The organism is Corallococcus sp. BB11-1 (genome assembly GCF_026626625.1).
GTDB lineage: Bacteria > Myxococcota > Myxococcia > Myxococcales > Myxococcaceae > Corallococcus > Corallococcus soli.
The window spans coordinates 302,211-320,533 of the sequence record NZ_JAPNJY010000028.1 but is presented as its reverse complement, the minus strand read 5'-3'; the positions used below and the strand labels follow the sequence as shown (position 1 = coordinate 320,533).

Below are 18,323 nucleotides of genomic sequence, written 5' to 3'. Positions count from 1 at the left end.
TCAGTCCTTCAAGACCGTGTCTTCCACCGCCGCGCCGCCATCCGACACCTTGACGGAGGACGCGGCCCGGAGGCGCGCCAGGGTCTGTTCGAACACCCGCCGCTGGGCGACCGGAGCCATCTGACCCAACACGGCTTCCCGCACTTCCTCGAAGGGCGGCACCCGCGCGGACCGGCGCTCCTGGAGCACCAGCACGCCCACGCCCGTCGCGTCCTGCACCACCGGAGACACCGCCCCGGGACGCGTCAGCGCCAGCGCCGCCTTCTCCACGTCCGCGCTCCCGAATTCGCCGCGCGACAGCAGGCCCCATTCACCGCCCCGGGAGCGTTCGGGGCCGTCGCCGGCGGCGGCGACCTTCGCCACGGGCTCGCCGGCGACCAACCGCTTGCGCAGCCCCTCCGCGCGCTGGCGGGCCTGCTCCCAGACAGGACGCGGGCTCCCCGCGGGCACCGACACCCAGGCACGGGCCATCCGCAGCCGCTCGGGTTCGGCGAAGCGCTCCAGGTGACCCTGATAGAAGGCCCGGGCCTCTGCCTCCGTGGGCGCCGGGGCGGCCTTCTGCTCCTCGGCCAGGAGGGCCTGGATGCTCAGCCGCTCCTCCAGCTCACGCACCTGACGCCGGATGTCAGGGTCCTGGGTGAACCCCCGACGGGCGGCCTCCTGGAAGAGCAGTCGCTTATCAACCAGGGAGCGGATGAACTCCTGACGTCCCGGCCCCTGCTCGAAACGCTTGCGGAGGTCGGGGGGCAGACGCTGGCTCTCACGCAGGACTTCTTCCTCGGTGACCACCCCGCCGTCAAAGCGGGCCACGATGGAAGGAGCAGCAGCCGGGGGGACCGGGGCGGGGCCTGACGGCCCGCAAGCCGAGGCCAGGAACAGGGAAGAGACGGCGATCCACGAAACTGCGCCCTGCTGGTGTCCCATACCGTCCCGAGCCCGCTTCCCAATGGGCCAGGAAATACTCCAGTTCGGACATTGATCTCAAGCACCTGTAGGATAACGGACAGCCTGACATTCAATGGCGTGGGGCCCGCGCATGCGCCCTGGGAGTCGTTTGACCGTGGAGCGTTCGATGGTTTGGAATTTCCGGTGGGTGGGGATGGCCGTGGTGGGGCTGTCACTGGGAGTGAGTGGTTGTGGCAAGGAGAAGTCCGCCGCGACACCCTCCGTCGAGGGACCGGTGGTGGCGCATGTGGGGGATGCGAAAATCACCCAGGCGGAGCTGGAGGCGAAGCTGGCGGAACAGCCCGCCTTCGTCAGGGCCCGTTACGACACCCCTGAGAAGAAGAAGGAATTCCTAGACAACCTTGTTCGCTTTGAATTGCTTGTCCAGGAGGCGCGGCGGCGCGGGCTGGAGTCGGACCCGGAGGTCCGCTCGATGCTTGAGAAGGTGATGGTGCAACACCTTGTCAAAGCCCAGACCGAAGCCGCGGATGCGGCGGTGAGCGACGCGGACGCGCGGGCCTACTACGACGCCCACCTTTCGGAGTTCGTGAAGCCGGAGCGGGTGCGGGTGAGCCAGTTGTTGTTGAAGGCGCCCAAGGGCAGCCCGGAGCGCCAGAAGGCGCTCACCCAGGCCGTGAAGCTGGCGGCGGAGGCACAGCGGGGCGGGGATGTGCTGCGAGCCTTCGACACGGCGGTCCGCGCCCACTCACAGGACACGGCGACGCAGGCACAGGGTGGAGACCTGGGATTCCGGACCCGAGAGGAATTGACGGTGGCGGGGGGCGAGGCCCTCGCGGAGTCCGCCTGGGGCCTGAAGACGGTGGGGCAACTGACGGCGCCCATCGAATCCGACGCGGGCGTCCACCTGCTGATGTTGCAGGCGCGTCAGCTGGGGAATGAACAGACGTTTGAACAGGCAAAGCCTCGCATCCTCCAGCGTCTGGGAGCGGAGCGACGGGCGAAGGCCCTGGACACGCTTGTCGAGAAACTGCGTGCCCAGACGAAGGTGGAGGTGGACGAGGGCGTGCTCGCGAAGGTGAACCCCGAAGCGGGTGTGAAGCCCGCGGCGGATCAGGCGGGGGCTCAGCCCCGGTAGCAACCAGTCTTCGCGAGGGGGCCTGACGGTGCGGAGCTTGAGCGGTCTTCAGGCCCGCGCGCCGTCGCCGTACGACACGCGCAGGCCCTGGTGCGTCACCGTGATGAACGGGCGGCCCATCCAGCCGCAGCGCGTACAGACCGCGCTCGGGCCGCGTGCCGTCACGCGCACCGGCAGGTCCGCCTCGCACACGGGGCACCCTTCGGGGAGGGTGTACTCGCGGGTCTGGTTCGCGATTCCGGTCATGCACTCAGGGGTAATGCAGCATCCGGGCTCCGCAAGCCCGCCTGCCTGCCGCATCCCGCCACCCCACGTCGCCCATTCCGTCGAATGCCTGTTCAAACAGCCATCGGCCTCACGCATCGCTCGTCCGCCTGTCTCCTCCTTCAGGAACGTTTTTCGGATGAACGTTCGGCCATGAACGGTTGGGCTCCGGTCCCGAATGCCTCGGGCCGGAGGATGCATGGACCGGACGAAGTCTCTGTCGCTCGCCCCCCTGGCTGCCCTGCTCGTGATGGGCTTTGCCTCGGGCACCGCGCTCGCCCTGCCGCGTGATCCCTACCTGCAGCGCGTGGGCCCCGACACCGCCACCGTGGCGTTCCGGCTGGCCTCGAACTGCTCGGCGGCCCAGGTCCGCTATGGCGTGGGCAACACCAGCGCGGCGGCACGCTCGACAGCCACGTCCCGCATCCACGCCGTGGTCCTCACCGGCCTCACCCCCGCCACCACCTATACGTACTCCGTGGACGCGTGCGGTGAGACGACCCCGGCCAAGACGTTCGTCACCGCGCCCGTCCCCGGCACCCGGCGCGTGCACTTCGCCGCCGTGGGCGACTTCGGCACGGGCGGCAGCGACCAGCGGAAGGTCGCCGCCTCCATGCTCACCAACAAGCCGGAGCTCTTCGTCGCGCTGGGTGACAATGCCTACGCGTCCGGGACGGAGACCGAATTCCAGACGAACCTCTTCACCCCCATGGCCGCCCTGCTCGCGCAGGTGCCCATGTTCGCGACGCCGGGCAATCACGAGTACGTGACCAACGAGGCCCAGCCCTACCTGGACAACCTCTACCTGCCCACCAACAACGCAGAGGGCTCGGAGCGCTACTACTCGTTCGACTGGGGCCACGTGCACTTCGTGTCCATCGACTCCAACTGCGCCGTGGGGCTCGCGTCCGCGTCCAAGTGCACGCTCGCCGCGCAGAAGGCCTTCGTGGAGAAGGACCTCGCCGCCACCACCCAGCCGTGGAAGGTCGTCTTCTTCCACCACCCGTCGTGGTCCAGCGGCGAGCACGGCTCGCAGCTCACCATGCGCCGCCAGTTCGGCCCCCTGTTCGAGAAGTACGGCGTGGACCTGGTGCTCACCGGCCATGACCACAACTACGAGCGCAGCAAGCCCATGCTCGGCGACGCCGAGTCCGGCAAGTCGGAGCGCGGCGTCCCCTACCTCGTCGTCGGCGGCGGCGGCGCCACCCTGCGCAAGTTCGCCACCTCCCGCCCGTCCTGGAGCGTCATGCGCGATGACGCGGCCCATGGCTTCCTCGACGTGGAGGTCGTGGAGGGCACCCTCACCGCGAAGCTCGTGAAGACGAACGGCGGCACCCTCGACTCCTTCTCCCTCACCAAGGAGCTGCCCGCCCCTCCCCCGCCGCCCCAGGGCACGCTCAACGTCACCGTCGGCAGCGCCAGCGGCGCCGCCCCCCACACGGCCTCGTTCGTCGCGACGGCCTCCCAGGCGGGCACCTCCGTCACCTGGGACTTCGGCGACGGCGTCACCGCCCAGGGCGCCCAGGTGGAGCACGTCTACACGCAGCCCGGCACCTACACCGCCAGGGCGACCGCCACGTCCCAGGGCGCCGCGCCCCTGACCGCCACCACCGTCGTCACCGTGACGGGCAGCGGCACCACCGACCCGGGCACCGGCGAGGAAGACCCCGGCACGGACACCGGAGCCGACCCGGGCACCCCCACCAACCCGCGCCCGGGTCTGCCCTCGACGCCGTCGACGCCGGGCATCACCCCCGGGGAGGACTCCGAAGGGGGTGGAGGCTGCGCCGCCGGTCCGGGCGTCCTGCTCCCCGCCGCCGCGCTCCTCCTCGCGGGCCTCATCCGCCGCCGCCGGAGCCGCTGACCCGGGAGCCCCGGGGGCGGGCCTCGTGCCCGCTTCCGGAACGGCTCTCCCCGGGGACAAGGGGCCCTCGCCCACGCCCCGGGGCGGAAACCCGGTCCGGGGAGGCCCTTTTCCGGTCTCCCGCCCCCTTCCCCCTGACGCCTGGACGCCCGCCGGCCGGTCCCCTGGGGGCCTTCCGGGGGCGTCTTTTGCGTTCCCTGCTTGTCAAGCCGGCCCGGGGGATGCAAAGGCCCATGGCACATGGCCACGACTCGCAAGCCTGGACCTTCCCGCGGTGCCGCCTCGAAGTCCGGCGGGCCCCGCTCGTCCCGCCCCGGCGGCCCGGGACCCTCCCGCAGTTCAGCCCCGAAGTCCGGCGGGCCCCGCTCGTCCCGCCCCGACGGCCCGGCACCCTCCCGTGCTACCGCCTCGAAGCCCAAGGGTGGCGGTGGGCTCCACCCGCCCCGGCGCCCCGGCGCCCCGAAGCGCAAGGAAGCCGGCGGACGCCCCGACAAACCCAAGATGAGCCGCGCCCAGCACGAGCGCGCCCGTCCCAACCCCAACCGCCCCCTGCGCGAAGACCTGGTCCTCCAGGCCTGTCTGGAGGCCTACGGCGGCGTGCGCCGCGAGGGCCGGCTGTCCGACCGCGCCCTGGAGTTCGTCCTGCGCCGCAAGACGCTCCTGTACTCCACGGAGCGCCGCGCCGTGGCCGAGCGCGTCTACGCGCTGCTGCGCCGCCAGCGCACCGTGGACTTCCTGCTGGAGCGCTCCCACCACAACTTCGAGACCCTGGACGGCACCCGCCAGGACGTCATGCGGCTGGCCACGTCCCGCATCCTCCACGGCGAGGACCCCAACTACGTCTCGCGCACCAGCGGCCTGTCCGGCACGGACCTCTCCGTGCTTGATCGGCTCCCGGACGCCGCCGCCGAACTGGACGGCCTGCCCGACGCGCAGCGCTTCCCCATCGCCGCGTCGCTGCCGGACTTCCTCGCGGAGAAGTTCCGCGCCGTCTTCGGCAAGGACGCCAGCCGCGCCGCCGAGGCGATGAACGAGCGCGCCCCGCTCAACGCCCGCGTCAACTCGCTCAAGGGCGACCGCGACGTGCTCCAGGAGCGCCTGGCCGCCGAGGACGTGGAGTCCACGAAGCCCACGCCGCTGTCCCCGCTGGGCATCACGCTGGAGACGCGCCTCAACATCTTCTCGCTCCAGAACTTCAAGGACGGCTGGCTCGAAATCCAGGACGAGGGCAGCCAGCTGCTCGGCATGCTCGTGGACGCGCCGCCCACCCGCGTCGTGGACGCGTGCGCGGGCGCCGGCGGCAAGACGCTCCAGCTGGCCGCGCAGATGAAGAACCGCGGTGACCTGCACGCGCTCGACGTGGACGAGGGCCGCATGGAGGACCTGCGCAAGCGCGCGCGCCGTGCCGGTGTGCACAACGTGCGCACGCAGATCATCCCGCCCGAAGGGCCGGAGGCGGAGGCCGCGCTGGAGCCCCTCAAGGGCCAGGCGGACCGCGTGCTGGTGGACGCGCCGTGCAGCGGCACCGGCACCTTCCGCCGCAAGCCGGACGCCCGCTACCGCCTCACGCCGGAGTCCCTGGAGATGCACGTCGCCCGGCAGAAGGCCCTGCTCGAGCGCTTCTCCACCCTGGTGAAGCCCGGCGGCCGGCTCATCTACGGGACGTGCAGCGTGCTGCGCGAGGAGAACGAGGACGTGGTGCAGGACTTCCTGTCCCGGCACCCGGAGTTCACCGTGCGCCCCGTGGCCGAAATCCTGGGCGCGGAGCTGGGCAAGAAGGTGAGCGCCGGCCCCTTCATGCGCCTGGCCCCGCACCTCCACGGCACCGACGGCTTCTTCGGCGCCGTGCTCGTCCGCGCGAAGTAACCCCACCCGAAGTCCCCCGCGAGAAAGGCACCCCGGCCATGTCGCAAGCCGTCCACTACCGCGTCGCCATGCCCCGTCCGCATGCGCACCTGTTCGAGGTGGAGGCCTCCTTCCCCGCCGGACCCGACACGCTCGACGCGGTGATGCCGGTGTGGACACCGGGCAGCTACCTGGTGCGCGAGTACGCCCGCCAGGTGCAGGACGTCACCGCCACCGGCGAGGACGGCCAGCCCCTGCCGGTGCGCCGCGTGGACAAGCGCACCTGGCGCGTGGAGGCGCGCGGCCACGCCGTCACCCTGCGCTACCGCGTCTACGCGAACGAGCTCACCGTGCGCACCAGCCACCTGGACGGCAGCCACGGCTACTTCAACGGCGCCACCGTGTTCCTCTACACGGAGGCCACGCGGGAGCTGCCCCACCGCGTCACCGTGGACGCGCCCCCGGGCTGGCGCACCTTCTGCGCCCTGGACTCCGAAGCCGGCACGTTCCACGCGGAGGACTACGACACGCTGGTGGACAGCCCGTTTGAAGTGGGGCCGCACACGCCGCTCACCTTCACCGCCGCGGGCGTGCCCCATGAAGTCGTGGTGTGGGGCGACGGCGTGCCGGACGCGGAGCGGCTGTGCGCGGACATGCAGCGCATCTGCGAAGCGCAGGCGCGCATGTATGACGGGCTCCCGCTCAAGCGCTACCTGTTCCTCGTCTACCTCACCGACAAGGGCCGGGGCGGGCTGGAGCACCAGGCCTCCACCGCGCTGCTCTTCCCGCGCACGGGCCTGGCTTCGCACCGGGGCTGGGAGGACTTCCTCACGCTGGTGGCGCACGAGTACTTCCACCTGTGGAACATCAAGCGCGTGAAGCCCCGCGCGCTGGTGCCGTTCGACTACTCGCAGGAGAACTACACCACGCTCCTGTGGGCCTTCGAGGGCGGCACCGCCTACTACGACAACCTCTTCGTGCGCCGCGCCGGGCTGATGTCCGCGCCGCGCTACCTGGCCCGCCTGGGGGAGACGTTCAGCCTGCTGCACTCCACGCCGGGCCGGCGCGTGCAGACGCTCACGGAGGCGTCGCTCGTCAGTTGGGTGAAGCACTACCGCCCCGACGAGCACTCCCCCAACAGCGCCGTCTCCTACTACCTGAAGGGCGAGGTCGTCTGCGCGCTGCTGGACATGGAGGTGCGCCGCGCCACGCGGGACGCGAAGAGCCTGGATGACGTCATGCGCTGGCTGTGGCGACACCACGGCGACGGCTCCGGCGTGCCGGAGGACGGCGTGGAGAAGGCGGCCAGCGCGGTGGCGGGCGTGGACCTGACGCCCTTCTTCGACCGGGCGGTGCGCTCCACGGAGGACCTGGACTACAGCGTCTTCGCGCACGTCGGGCTGGAGGTGTCCTTCCGCGTGCGCGAGGCCCCCAACGACAAGGGCGGCACGCCGCCGCGCCTCAAGCAGGAGCCCCGGCCGAAGGGCTGGCTGGGCGTCACCCTGCGCGGCGCCTCCACGCTGTCCACCGTGCCGGAGGGCACGCCCGCGCTGGAGGCGGGCCTCTACCCGGACGACGAGGTGGTGGCGCTGGACGGCTGGCGCGCGGACGGCGCGGGCCTGATTGCGCGCTGCGAGGACAAGCGCCCCGGTGACACGGTGAAGGTGACGCTGTTCCGCCGCGACCGGCTGCTGGAGGTCCCCGTGGTGCTGGGCCAGAAGCCCGCGGACGCCGTGTGGCTCCAGCGCGTGGAGCGCCCCACCGACGCCCAGAAGGCCGCGTTCCAGGCCTGGCTCGGCGCGCCCTGGGACGAGACGCCCGGCCCGGCATAGTAGGCTTCCGCGGCACCATGGCCGCCCCTGCCTCCACCCGGTGCCCGTCCCACCCCGCCGCCGTCGCCGGCTGGCGATGCGAGCAGTGCGAGTCCCTGCTGTGCCCCTCCTGCGTGGAGACCCGGCGCATGGGGACGGTGGAGTACTTCGCCTGCGGACGCTGTGGGGGCACCGCGAACGTGCTCCTGCGCCACCGCTCGGACTCCGACTTCCGGCAGCGCCTGAAGGACGCCCTGCGCTACCCGCTCACGGGCCCGGGCCTGCAGACGCTCGTCGCCGTCAGCCTGATGCTGGCCGTGCTGCGCTCGCTGGGCGCGGGCATCCGCCTCTTCCAGGTGCTGCCGCTGACCCTGGCGCTGGGCGTCTTCTGGACCACCTTCTTCGCGCTCGTGCGCGGCGCGGCCCGGGGCGACGCGGATCCGGAGTCCCCTGACTTCAGCGACATCGTCCGGGACAACCTGTGGCCGGGCCTGCGCGGTCTGTGCGTCACCGTCGGCGTCTTCCTGCCCGCGATAGCGCGCGCCCTGTTCCTGGCCCCTCCGTCCGCGGACCCCTTCCTCCTCCTCGTGGTGGGCGCGCCCCTGGAGACCGTGCTGTCCCCCGCCGCGCTGGCGGACCCGCTCACCTGGGGCCTGGCGCTGCTGGGCGTCCTGTGGCTGCCGTGGGCGTGGCTGCTGGCCTCCATGGGCCAGTCCATCCTCGGCGCCCTCCACCCCCTGCGAGCGCTCGCGTGCATCCGGGCCCTGGGGCGCGCCGCGGCCACCGTGATGGGCGTGTTCGTGATGCTGGCCATCGTCCACGCGGCGATCCACCGGCAGGCGGACGCCATCCTGGAGTTCCAGGTCTTCTTCCTGTCGCGGTGGTTCGCGGAGGCCGCCACGTTGATTGCCCCCTTCGCCGCCGCGAACGTGCTGGGGCTCGTGCTGTACGTGTACGGCGATGCGCTGGGCTACCTGCCCACGCGCGAGTTCATGGAGCCGGTGCTCGCCCACGCCGTCCCGGAGCGCGCTCCCCAGCCCCTGCGCGGCGGCGAACCGGGGGCCCCCGAGCCCGCGGACGCGGCGCTGTCCGCGCAGGAGGTGGCGTCGCGGCTGGCCACGTTCACGCAGGCGGTGGAGGCGCGCGACGTGCCGCAGGCGCTCGCCCTGTACACGGCCCTGCGCGTTCTGCCCCGTCTGAATGTTTCGCCCACGCAGCACCTGTTCGTCGGACAGGCCGCGGCAGTGGAAGGAAACTTCCCACTGTCGGTCGAAGCGTTGGAGGCCGCGGCGGACGCGGCGCCAGAGGACCCCACCGCGCCCCGCGCCCTGGTGCTGCTGGCGCGCGTGCAGGGGGAGAAGATGGGAAACGCGGTGCGCGCGGAGGAAATCTACCGGTACATCCTGCACCGCTATCCGGACACGGAGGCCGCCCGTTTTGCCCATGCGAAGGTGATGCCCGCCGCATGATTCTCGCGTTGCGGCACCCGTCCCCCGGTACCAGATTGCGTGCATGGGACGGGTTGGGGGCGTGGGGATGGGGAAGCGGATTCGGACGTATGGATGGTGGGGGCTCCTCGCGAGCGCGCTGGTGGTGACGGGCTGTGACGAAGCCCCGAGCGCCAATCGCCACGAGGACTCGTGCGCGGAGCCCATGTCGCTGCGGGTGCAGGTGGTGTCGTCGGATGGCGCGCGCATCCAGGGGGCCACCGTGACGGCCACCAACCTGGAGAGCAACGTCAGCATCACCGGCGTGACGGATGACCGGGGCCTCACCACGGCCATCAACGAGCACCTCGCGCCCAGCCCCATCCGGGTGATGGCCACCGCGGGCTCGCACGTCACGGCCGCGCAGCGCGTGGAGTGGACGTGTGACGCATGTCACTGCACGCCTGTTCCCGCCGAGCTGACCCTCGAATTGCAGGACTGACGTCCACACCTGTCAGGCAGGGCCCGGACGGCGCGGAAATCCGCCGTCTGGGGCCGTGGGGCGGTTGTGCTGACCTGCCCGCGTGCGGTACGGCTTACGCCATGCGTCAAACCCGCATGCGCGCCCCCGCTTTGGACAGGCTCCCCTTCCTCCAGGCCGCCCGCTCGGTGAGCCGGACGTCGGGGTGCTGGACGTGTTGTCGCGGCACTGGTGTTCCCCCGCTCCAGTAAGCCGTGCAACCGCGCTACCCGCCGGGTAGGCATTACCGCAGCTCCCCTTGAAGGTCCCCCATGTCCGCAGACAGTGTGGAAGTGCTGCTCCAGTGCTCGGTCACCGAGCTGACGGGGCGGTTCGTCACCCAGGCGCAGCCCATCCCCCAGGGCCTGCTGGAGGCGCTGGAAGCCGACCCCCGCCAGGGCGCGCAGGGCCTGGCGCGCCGGCTGCGCTCGCGCCAGGAGAAGAACCGGGCGGAGGGCCAGCGGCTGCGCCACCTGCTCAAGTTCGAGACGGAGCTGTGGGAGCAGGGGCTGCTGAAGGTGGCGGGCGTGGACGAGGCGGGCATGGCGCCGCTCGCGGGCCCCGTCGTCGCCGCCGCGGCCATCCTGCCCCGGGGCTACCGGCTGCGGGGGCTGGATGACTCGAAGAAGATTCTGGATCCGGACAAGCGCGAGGCGCTGGCGGAGGCCCTCAAGCGCGACGTGGTGGCGTGGGCGGTGGGCCAGGCGGAGGTGGAGGAGATTGATCGGCTCAACATCTACCACGCGGGCCTGCTGGCCATGCGCCGCGCGGTGGAGGGGCTGGGGCTGACGCCGGACTACGTGCTGGTGGACGCGCGCACGATCCCCCAGTGCCCGTCGCCGCAGCGGGGCATCATCAAGGGCGACTCGCTGTCGCTGAGCATCGCGGCGGCGTCGGTGCTGGCGAAGACGACGCGCGACCGGCTGATGGCGGAGCTGGACACGCGCTACCCGGGCTATGGGCTGGCGGCGCACAAGGGCTACCCCACCGCGCAGCACGTCGCGGCGATTCAAGCCCTGGGGGTGCTACCCATCCACCGGAGGAGCTTCGGGCCGGTGCGCGAGGCGCTCGGCCTGGGACAGCCTTCCGCGCCCGCCCCGATGCAGACGGACCTGTTCGCCGCTACGTCTGAACAGGTGGCGAAGCGATGAGCGCGGACCGGGACATCGACGGGTGGTTGGCCGAGCGGGGCGTCACGCTGATGGACGCCCGCGTGCGGGCGCGCGGCGTGCTGGAGGAGGCGGGGCTCACGCGGCCGGGCAAGGCCCGCATGAGCGAGCCCAAGCTGCTGCGAGCGGCCAAGGTGCTGACCGAGCGCTTCTTCCAGGTGTGCGCGGATCCCGCCTGCCTCCAGGTGGCGACGGCGAGCGGCCGGGAGCCCCTGCGCGTGGAGCCCCGGAGCCACTGCGCGCGGTGCGGCGGGTCCGCGAACCGGCGCGCGGAGGTGGCGTTCCTGGAGGTCTGCCGCGACCAGAACGTGAACCGCGTGGTGGTGGTGGGTGGCTCGCCCGCGGTGCGAGAGGAATTGGAGTCGAAGCTGGGCGGCCACATCGACCTGCGCATGGTGGACGGCACGGAGCGGCGCACGTCGGACCGGGCGCGGAGCGACCTGGAGTGGGCGGACCTGGTGTTGGTGTGGGGTGCCACGGAGCTACACCACAAGGTGTCTGGCCATTACACGCACGGGCCGCCCGCGCATCACCACAAGGTGGTGCACGTCGTGAAGCGGGGCGTGGCCGCGCTGCTGGATGAGGCGATGATCCACCTGCAACGCGCCGCCGCGCGCTGAGGGCTCAGGGCTTGAGTTGCGGTCTGTATCAAGACATCGGGCGGTGACTTCAAGGCGGAGGGCTCGATTCCCTCCGCCTCCACAAGAAGTAACCCACCGCCTTGAGCCGCGCCCCCTCCAGCAGAGGGGGCGCGGTTTGACTCCAGGGACCAAATTCGGTCAGTTGGGACCGAAATTGGACCAAAGTTGAACGTCTTTGAGAGGTGAAGCCTCCAACTCTCCAGTGCGCCAACGGGCTCGTGTTCTGTCTTCTTCGCCTGACGGTGGTTCATCCCCTTGGACACCTCTTCCCGTTGGCCGAGTAGGGCCGAAAAACCTCTGCGCATGCGGTGTTCATAGCGAGCTTTGCATTGTCGGCCTGCCTTATAGGCCGATCCGGCGCAGCGCTTCGCGTCTGAGGTGGCCCGGGACTTTGGGTCTGGCCACCCTTGCGCACGGGATGGGCACCACGGGGGCCGAGGTGGCGCTCGGCGCGAGTGTCCGCCGCGCACCGGGCAAACTCCGCAGCCCCGAGGTGGTGGTCGGCACGGGCTCTGGCCGCTACTGCGCACCGGGCAAGCTCCACGGCGCCCGGGTGGTGCTCGGCGCGGAGGCTGGCAGTCACTCCATATGGCGAGGACACCACGGCTCCGAGGTGTTGCTCGGCACGGTGAGCCTCCCCGGGTTTTGTGGACACCCGAGATGAGGTGACCGAAGGATGTCCACGATGATGCCGAGACGAGAGCGAAGGAAGTACACGCCGGAGTTCAAGGCCCGGGTGGTGAAGCAGGTGCTGGAGGAGGGCAAGTCCCGGGCGCAGGTGGCCAAGGACCTGGACCTGACGCGCAGCGCCCTGGAAACCTGGGTGAGGCAGGCACGAACCGATGCAGGCCAGGGGCCGTCCGGGGCGCTGACGACGGGTGAGAAGGAAGAACTCGCCCAGCTGCGCCGCGAGGTACGCCAGCTGCGGATGGAGCGTGAAATCCTAAAAAACGCGGCGGCCTTCTTCGCCAGGGAGAGCACGTGAGGTTCGCGGCCATCCAGGAGAAGAAGGCGAGCTACCCGGTAGCCCTGCTGTGTCGTGTGCTGGAGGTGTCGCGAGCGGGCTACTACGCCTGGGAGGGGCGGGAGGCGTCCGCCCGCCAGAAGGCCAATGCGGCGCTGGCGGAGCGAATCCAGCAGGTGCACCAGGACAGCCGCCGCACCTACGGCAGCCCGCGTGTGCGCGCCGAGCTGAAGGCGCAGGGGCAGCACGTAGGCCGGCATCGCGTGGCCCGGCTGATGCGCGAGGCCGGGCTGCGGGCCCGTCGGCGCCGGCGCTTCGTGCACACCACGGACTCCAAGCACGGCCTGCCGGTGGCACCCAACGTGCTCGCTCGCGACTTCAATCCATCCAAGCCCGACCGGGCTTGGGTGACGGACATCACCTACGTGCCCACGCGAGAGGGCTGGTTGTACCTGGCCGTCGTGCTGGACCTCTTCAGTCGGCGCGTCATCGGCTGGGCCATGGACCGATGCATCGACCGGCACCTGGTGCTCTCGGCCCTCGACATGGCGCTCAAGGGCCGCCGTCCCCCCAAGGGGCTGTTGCACCACTCGGATCGCGGCAGCCAATACGCCAGTGAAGACTACCAGCGAGCCCTCGCCGCCCGCGGCATCCAGTGCAGCATGAGTCGCAAAGGCAACTGCTGGGACAACGCCGTGGCGGAGAGCTTCTTCTCCACCCTGAAGACGGAGTTGGTGCACGAGGTAGACTTCCTGACGCGCGAGTCCGCGAAGTCCGCCTTGTTCGAGTTCATCGAGGTGTTCTACAACCGCAAGCGGCGGCACTCCTCGCTCGGCTACGTCAGCCCCGTCGAGTTCGAGAAGGCCGCCTCACAGGTGCCGTTGGCTGCGTAACCCACCTGTCCACGAAAACCGGGCAAGCTCACGGGTCATCTATACAGCCCGAGGTGGTGCTCGGCGCGGGCAAGCTCAACGGCCCCGCCTTGGCGCTCGGCACGGACGTTGGCGGCCACCACGCACCGGCAGGCGCCACGGCCCCGAGGTAGTGCTCGGCATAAATCCTCGCCGCCGCTGCGTACCTCGCAGATGCCACGCCATGAGGTGGCGCTCGGGGAGGCCCGATCCGCTGGGTTCTGGCCGTGGCCCTACCTCGCCCTGGAGGATGAAGCTCTTTCCTGCTGGGGGACTTGATGAGGGTACATCGCGCTGTCGCGCTACTCCTGCTGGTTTGGCTGACAGGCTGTGCCTCAGGGCGCATGGTGCGCTTGGAAACAGGCCAGGGGTCGCCAGTCGTCTTCACGCCTCACAGCGACGAAGCCGGGCCGGTGGAGGTGGAGCGGCGCGAGTTCAAAGCGGCCGTGGCGAGGCTGGCGCGGGGCGTGAGTCTCCCGGCCAATCCCGAGCAGGCCGCGCGGCGCCTGATGGGAGTGGACGCCCGAGGCGGCACGTACCTCTTCGATCCGCGCACCCGGCGGATGACGCCAATGGAGGGGGCTGCACTGGTCTCCGACATGCCGCTAGCAGAGGTGGAGCTGACGCGGGCATATCTGCGTTGGTGCGAGCGCACCGGGCGCAAGGGCGACTGTCTGCATTTGCTGGCGGAGAATCCTACCGTCACCGGAGACGGGCGCTATGCGCTGGCCATGGCCATGGCTCAAGGGGTTGTCCTGGAAGAGATGCTGGATGCCTTCAAAGGGATGGCCGATCCGCATGCGGCGCTCTCGGCAGCGCTGTGGACCATGACCTTCTATCTGGTCCTCTGGTCGGTGCCAGAGCCCGTGTCCAAGGGCTTGGCTGCCGTGATGACGGCGACAGCCATTGTCTACCTTGGGGTGGACACCTTCTGGACGCTGATAGCGGGCTTCAAACGGCTGGTGGAAGAGGCGGACCGGGCCACCACGTTTGACGAACTCCGAGATGCGGGTGAGGGCTACGGCAAGGTGATGGGCCGGAACGCGGCGCGAGCCTTCGCGCTGCTGGCGACGGTGGCCATCGGAAACACGGCTGCGGGCTTCGCCTCGAAGGTGCCGACGCTGCCCGGTTCCGCCCAGGCGGCGGCACTGGCCGGGGGCCGCGCGGGTATCCGCCTTGGCGCCGTGGGCGAAGTGGGAGCGGTGGCGGTGACGGGCGAGGCCGTCACGGTGGCACTCGCCCCCAATGCGGTGGCCATGACGGCACGAGCCCTGGGGGGCACGGCTGCCGCCCCGGTGGATGCGGAGGGCCACGACCACCACATCGCCACGAACAAGTGGTGGAAGTCCCCCCACAATGACGGCCCGTGGTCGCCTGAGTTTCAGAAGATTTTCGACAAGGCGGGCATGTCGCTGGACGACCCGTCCAACATCGTTCGCGTCAAGGGCCACAAGGGACCGCACCCCTTGGAGTATCACGAGCGAGTTTTCGAGCGGCTGACTGACGCAACAAGAGGGTGCCGATCCATGCAGCAATGCCGCGAGGCGCTGACAGCCGAACTCCGCAAGTTGGGGCAGGAAATCGCCACTCCAGGCACCAAGTTCAACAGGCTGGTGACGGGCACCTAGCGGGGCCAGAATGGTCAACATGCCGAAGCGGTACTTCAAGCTTGCTGTCGATATGTCCGTCAAGGGCCGTTGGTCGCTGGGAATGCTCGCTGATCTTCAGGGCCGGGAGTTGGACGACCCGTGGGCGTTCACGGATGGAAGGCGCCTTCCCGACCCGGGACGCTTGACGCTTCCCGTTACCAGACCGGGAAGGGCGGTGGACTTTAGTTATGGGGGCATCGCGACCCCGGTGGTACATCCCAGGGTCGTGCCCGTTTTCGCTCAGCTCGCTCCCGAGGACGTGCAGCTCTTCCCTGTGGGGATTGAGGGCCAACCCGAGCCGTTCTGCGTCCTCGTGGCCAACAGGTTGATTCGCTGCATTGCCAACGAGGCTTGCGAAGAGGTCCAGATATGGACGCCAGAGGATGGGCGACCTGAGAAGGTCGGACAGTACCGGGATATATGGGGCTTGCGCATTGACCCCTCCAAGGTGGGCGACTCCAAGGTGTTCCGTACCTGGGGCTGGCACATCGCCTTAATCGTCCGTGAGGAAATCCGCGATGCGCTAGAGCGCCTGGACGCCACGGGAATGAAGTTTGAAGAGGTTTAGGTGCATATTCCACGGCTCCGAGGTGGTGCTCGGCGTTGGCCGTGGGTTGCCACCGCGTATCGGGTGAGCAGTCCGGCCCCGAGGTGGTGCTCGACGTGGGCCGTGGCTGCCGCTACGCGCCGGGCTGGTAGGCACCATGGGCCGAGGTGATGCTCAACGTGGGCTGCTGCTGTCACTGCGCGCCGGATCGGAAGGCGCCACAGCTCTAACTGAGCCTCCCCGGGTTTTGTGGACACCCGAGATGAGGTGACCGAAGGATGTCCACGATGATGCCGAGACGAGAGCGAAGGAAGTACACGCCGGAGTTCAAGGCCCGGGTGGTGAAGCAGGTGCTGGAGGAGGGCAAGTCCCGGGCGCAGGTGGCCAAGGACCTGGACCTGACGCGCAGCGCCCTGGAAACCTGGGTGAGGCAGGCACGAACCGATGCAGGCCAGGGGCCGTCCGGGGCGCTGACGACGGGTGAGAAGGAAGAACTCGCCCAGCTGCGCCGCGAGGTACGCCAGCTGCGGATGGAGCGTGAAATCCTAAAAAACGCGGCGGCCTTCTTCGCCAGGGAGAGCACGTGAGGTTCGCGGCCATCCAGGAGAAGAAGGCGAGCTACCCGGTAGCCCTGCTGTGTCGTGTGCTGGAGGTGTCGCGAGCGGGCTACTACGCCTGGGAGGGGCGGGAGGCGTCCGCCCGCCAGAAGGCCAATGCGGCGCTGGCGGAGCGAATCCAGCAGGTGCACCAGGACAGCCGCCGCACCTACGGCAGCCCGCGTGTGCGCGCCGAGCTGAAGGCGCAGGGGCAGCACGTAGGCCGGCATCGCGTGGCCCGGCTGATGCGCGAGGCCGGGCTGCGGGCCCGTCGGCGCCGGCGCTTCGTGCACACCACGGACTCCAAGCACGGCCTGCCGGTGGCACCCAACGTGCTCGCTCGCGACTTCAATCCATCCAAGCCCGACCGGGCTTGGGTGACGGACATCACCTACGTGCCCACGCGAGAGGGCTGGTTGTACCTGGCCGTCGTGCTGGACCTCTTCAGTCGGCGCGTCATCGGCTGGGCCATGGACCGATGCATCGACCGGCACCTGGTGCTCTCGGCCCTCGACATGGCGCTCAAGGGCCGCCGTCCCCCCAAGGGGCTGTTGCACCACTCGGATCGCGGCAGCCAATACGCCAGTGAAGACTACCAGCGAGCCCTCGCCGCCCGCGGCATCCAGTGCAGCATGAGTCGCAAAGGCAACTGCTGGGACAACGCCGTGGCGGAGAGCTTCTTCTCCACCCTGAAGACGGAGTTGGTGCACGAGGTAGACTTCCTGACGCGCGAGTCCGCGAAGTCCGCCTTGTTCGAGTTCATCGAGGTGTTCTACAACCGCAAGCGGCGGCACTCCTCGCTCGGCTACGTCAGCCCCGTCGAGTTCGAGAAGGCCGCCTCACAGGTGCCGTTGGCTGCGTAACCCACCTGTCCACGAAAACCGGGCAAGCTCACCACGTCGCGGAGGCGCGTCAGCTCGGCATGCAGCGCAGCCTCCTGGACTGCGAGACGAAGGACACCGAGGAGTGCTGGAAGTACTTCCTGTCGCTGCGTCCCATGTTGCCCGGGATGGAAGAGGTCCGGGGGCGCATGCGCCGCGCCGCGTTCAAGGCCACCCCACGCACCGCCGCCGGGTGGAAGGCTTTCCTCCAGCGCTACCCGGACTCGACGGAGGCCTTGGAGGTGCGAGCGCGGCTGCTCCCCGAGGCGGAGCTCCGGGAGCTGCCCACCCACTCCGTCGTCGCGCTGCGCCGCTTCCGCAATGGGAACCCACCCCCCGGGGTGGACGCGCAAGCCCAGGCCCAGCTCCAGGAGTTGTTCGCCGCCGCCCGGGCCGGGTATCTGAGCGAGGCTTCCCCCCAGAATCCCCAGGCAGTCCTCTTCATGAGCAGGCTGCTCACGCACCTGGAGTCCTCCGACTCCTCCGTGGTACCCGTCGGCTTCCGGCGCCAGCTGGCACCCTCTCTCAAGAGCGCCGACAGTCTGCTCTGGCAGGCGGCCCAGGGGACACAAGACACGAGCGTCACCCCGCCCTCGGGTCACTTTGGCGCATCGAGCATCGAGTGGTTCGAAGGCCATACCGTCAAGGCGCTGGGAAATGCCTTCCGTCAGGTCCTCCCCGACGGCCTGCTCACGCTGGTGCACGGGGACCCGCTGCCCACGCAGGCGAAGGGCACCGACGAGGCGCGCCCGAGGATCGACATCGACTACACGGTCAGCTGGCCTGGGATGACCTACAAGCACGGGCACAGCGGGCGTCAGTTCGCGGGCATCCAGTTCGACTTCGCGGTGACCCTGCGCATGCCAGGGGAACAGCCCGTGCGCTTCAGCCTTCAGGTCAAGCCGCCCAAGGACGTCCCGGTCCACGACCCGGACCGCGCCCCCAGCAGCTCCGCCGTCTACAACTTCATGGCCCAGCGCGCCTTCGAGGCGCTGAGCGAAAAACTTGGCACGGCCTTCTTCCGTGCCGACAGCAAGACCTTCCAGGCCCTCGCGCAGCAGGCTCCCTGACGCAGGCGTTTGAACAGGCCTTGCCTCCTGAAGAGGCGCATCAGTGGCATGTGTCAGCGTGAAGACGCGAACGAAACCGCGAAACGGAGGACGCAGGATGAGTGGACATCGCCCCCTGGCCCA

15 protein-coding genes are annotated in these 18,323 nt (G+C 69.9%); 13 read left to right on the top strand and 2 right to left on the bottom strand.

The genetic code is table 11. From position 1 onward, the window contains the following. Positions 1-810 carry a peptidylprolyl isomerase gene (locus OV207_RS22870; protein ID WP_267557217.1) on the bottom strand — a complete coding sequence of 270 codons (810 nt, stop codon included), beginning with the start codon at positions 808-810 and terminating at the stop codon, positions 1-3. Between the two features lie 262 nt (positions 811-1,072). On the opposite strand from OV207_RS22870, the gene OV207_RS22865 reads away from it, so the two are divergent. After that, a complete protein-coding gene (locus OV207_RS22865; RefSeq protein WP_267557216.1) occupies positions 1,073-2,041 on the top strand; it encodes a peptidylprolyl isomerase in 969 nt (322 codons plus the stop codon). Positions 2,042-2,089: 48 nt separating this feature from the next. Here the strand turns inward: OV207_RS22865 and OV207_RS22860 are convergent, their stop codons facing one another. Next, positions 2,090-2,287, bottom strand: coding sequence for a hypothetical protein (locus tag OV207_RS22860; protein WP_267557215.1), 198 nt, complete (start codon positions 2,285-2,287; stop codon positions 2,090-2,092). 217 nt (positions 2,288-2,504) lie between these two features. Here OV207_RS22860 and OV207_RS22855 point away from each other — a divergent pair, with 217 nt between their 5' ends. From OV207_RS22855 to OV207_RS22800, 12 genes are all read left to right on the top strand, one after another. Beyond that, a complete protein-coding gene (locus OV207_RS22855; protein ID WP_267557214.1) occupies positions 2,505-4,169 on the top strand; it encodes a metallophosphoesterase in 1,665 nt (554 codons plus the stop codon). 501 nt (positions 4,170-4,670) lie between these two features. Then, positions 4,671-6,035, top strand: a complete 1,365-nt coding sequence (locus OV207_RS22850; protein WP_193430789.1) for an RsmB/NOP family class I SAM-dependent RNA methyltransferase — start codon at positions 4,671-4,673, stop codon at positions 6,033-6,035. A 38-nt stretch (positions 6,036-6,073) separates the two neighbouring features. Next, positions 6,074-7,846 (top strand): M61 family metallopeptidase, encoded by a 1,773-nt coding sequence (locus tag OV207_RS22845; RefSeq protein ID WP_267557212.1) that lies wholly within the window; start codon positions 6,074-6,076, stop codon positions 7,844-7,846. Between the two features lie 17 nt (positions 7,847-7,863). After that, positions 7,864-9,294, top strand: coding sequence for a B-box zinc finger protein (locus tag OV207_RS22840; protein WP_267557211.1), 1,431 nt, complete (start codon positions 7,864-7,866; stop codon positions 9,292-9,294). A gap of 67 nt (positions 9,295-9,361) precedes the next feature. Next, positions 9,362-9,754, top strand: a complete 393-nt coding sequence (locus OV207_RS22835) for a carboxypeptidase-like regulatory domain-containing protein (protein WP_267557210.1) — start codon at positions 9,362-9,364, stop codon at positions 9,752-9,754. A gap of 290 nt (positions 9,755-10,044) precedes the next feature. Then, on the top strand, positions 10,045-10,923 hold the full coding sequence (locus OV207_RS22830) for a ribonuclease HII (protein WP_267557209.1): 879 nt from the start codon (positions 10,045-10,047) through the stop codon (positions 10,921-10,923). Beyond that, positions 10,920-11,561, top strand: a complete 642-nt coding sequence (locus tag OV207_RS22825; protein ID WP_267557208.1) for a hypothetical protein — start codon at positions 10,920-10,922, stop codon at positions 11,559-11,561. The genes OV207_RS22830 and OV207_RS22825 overlap by 4 nt, the downstream gene beginning before the upstream one ends. A 709-nt stretch (positions 11,562-12,270) precedes the next feature. Beyond that, positions 12,271-13,439 (top strand): IS3 family transposase gene (locus OV207_RS22820; protein WP_267552771.1). Its coding sequence is split into 2 segments (ribosomal slippage): positions 12,271-12,526 and positions 12,526-13,439, totalling 1,170 coding nucleotides; the frame shifts between segments, so codons are not numbered across the junction. A gap of 362 nt (positions 13,440-13,801) precedes the next feature. Continuing rightward, on the top strand, positions 13,802-15,085 hold the full coding sequence (locus tag OV207_RS22815) for an AHH domain-containing protein (protein ID WP_324291556.1): 1,284 nt from the start codon (positions 13,802-13,804) through the stop codon (positions 15,083-15,085). A 19-nt stretch (positions 15,086-15,104) separates the two neighbouring features. Then, positions 15,105-15,674, top strand: a complete 570-nt coding sequence (locus tag OV207_RS22810; protein ID WP_120565888.1) for a hypothetical protein — start codon at positions 15,105-15,107, stop codon at positions 15,672-15,674. Between the two features lie 269 nt (positions 15,675-15,943). Continuing rightward, a protein-coding gene (locus tag OV207_RS22805; protein ID WP_267552771.1) for an IS3 family transposase occupies positions 15,944-17,112 on the top strand; the annotation gives its coding sequence in 2 pieces (ribosomal slippage) (positions 15,944-16,199 and positions 16,199-17,112; 1,170 coding nt in all). Between the two features lie 59 nt (positions 17,113-17,171). Next, positions 17,172-18,200: a hypothetical protein gene (locus OV207_RS22800; RefSeq protein WP_267557204.1), complete on the top strand. Its 1,029-nt coding sequence runs from the start codon at positions 17,172-17,174 to the stop codon at positions 18,198-18,200. The last annotated feature ends 123 nt before the right edge of the window (positions 18,201-18,323 follow it).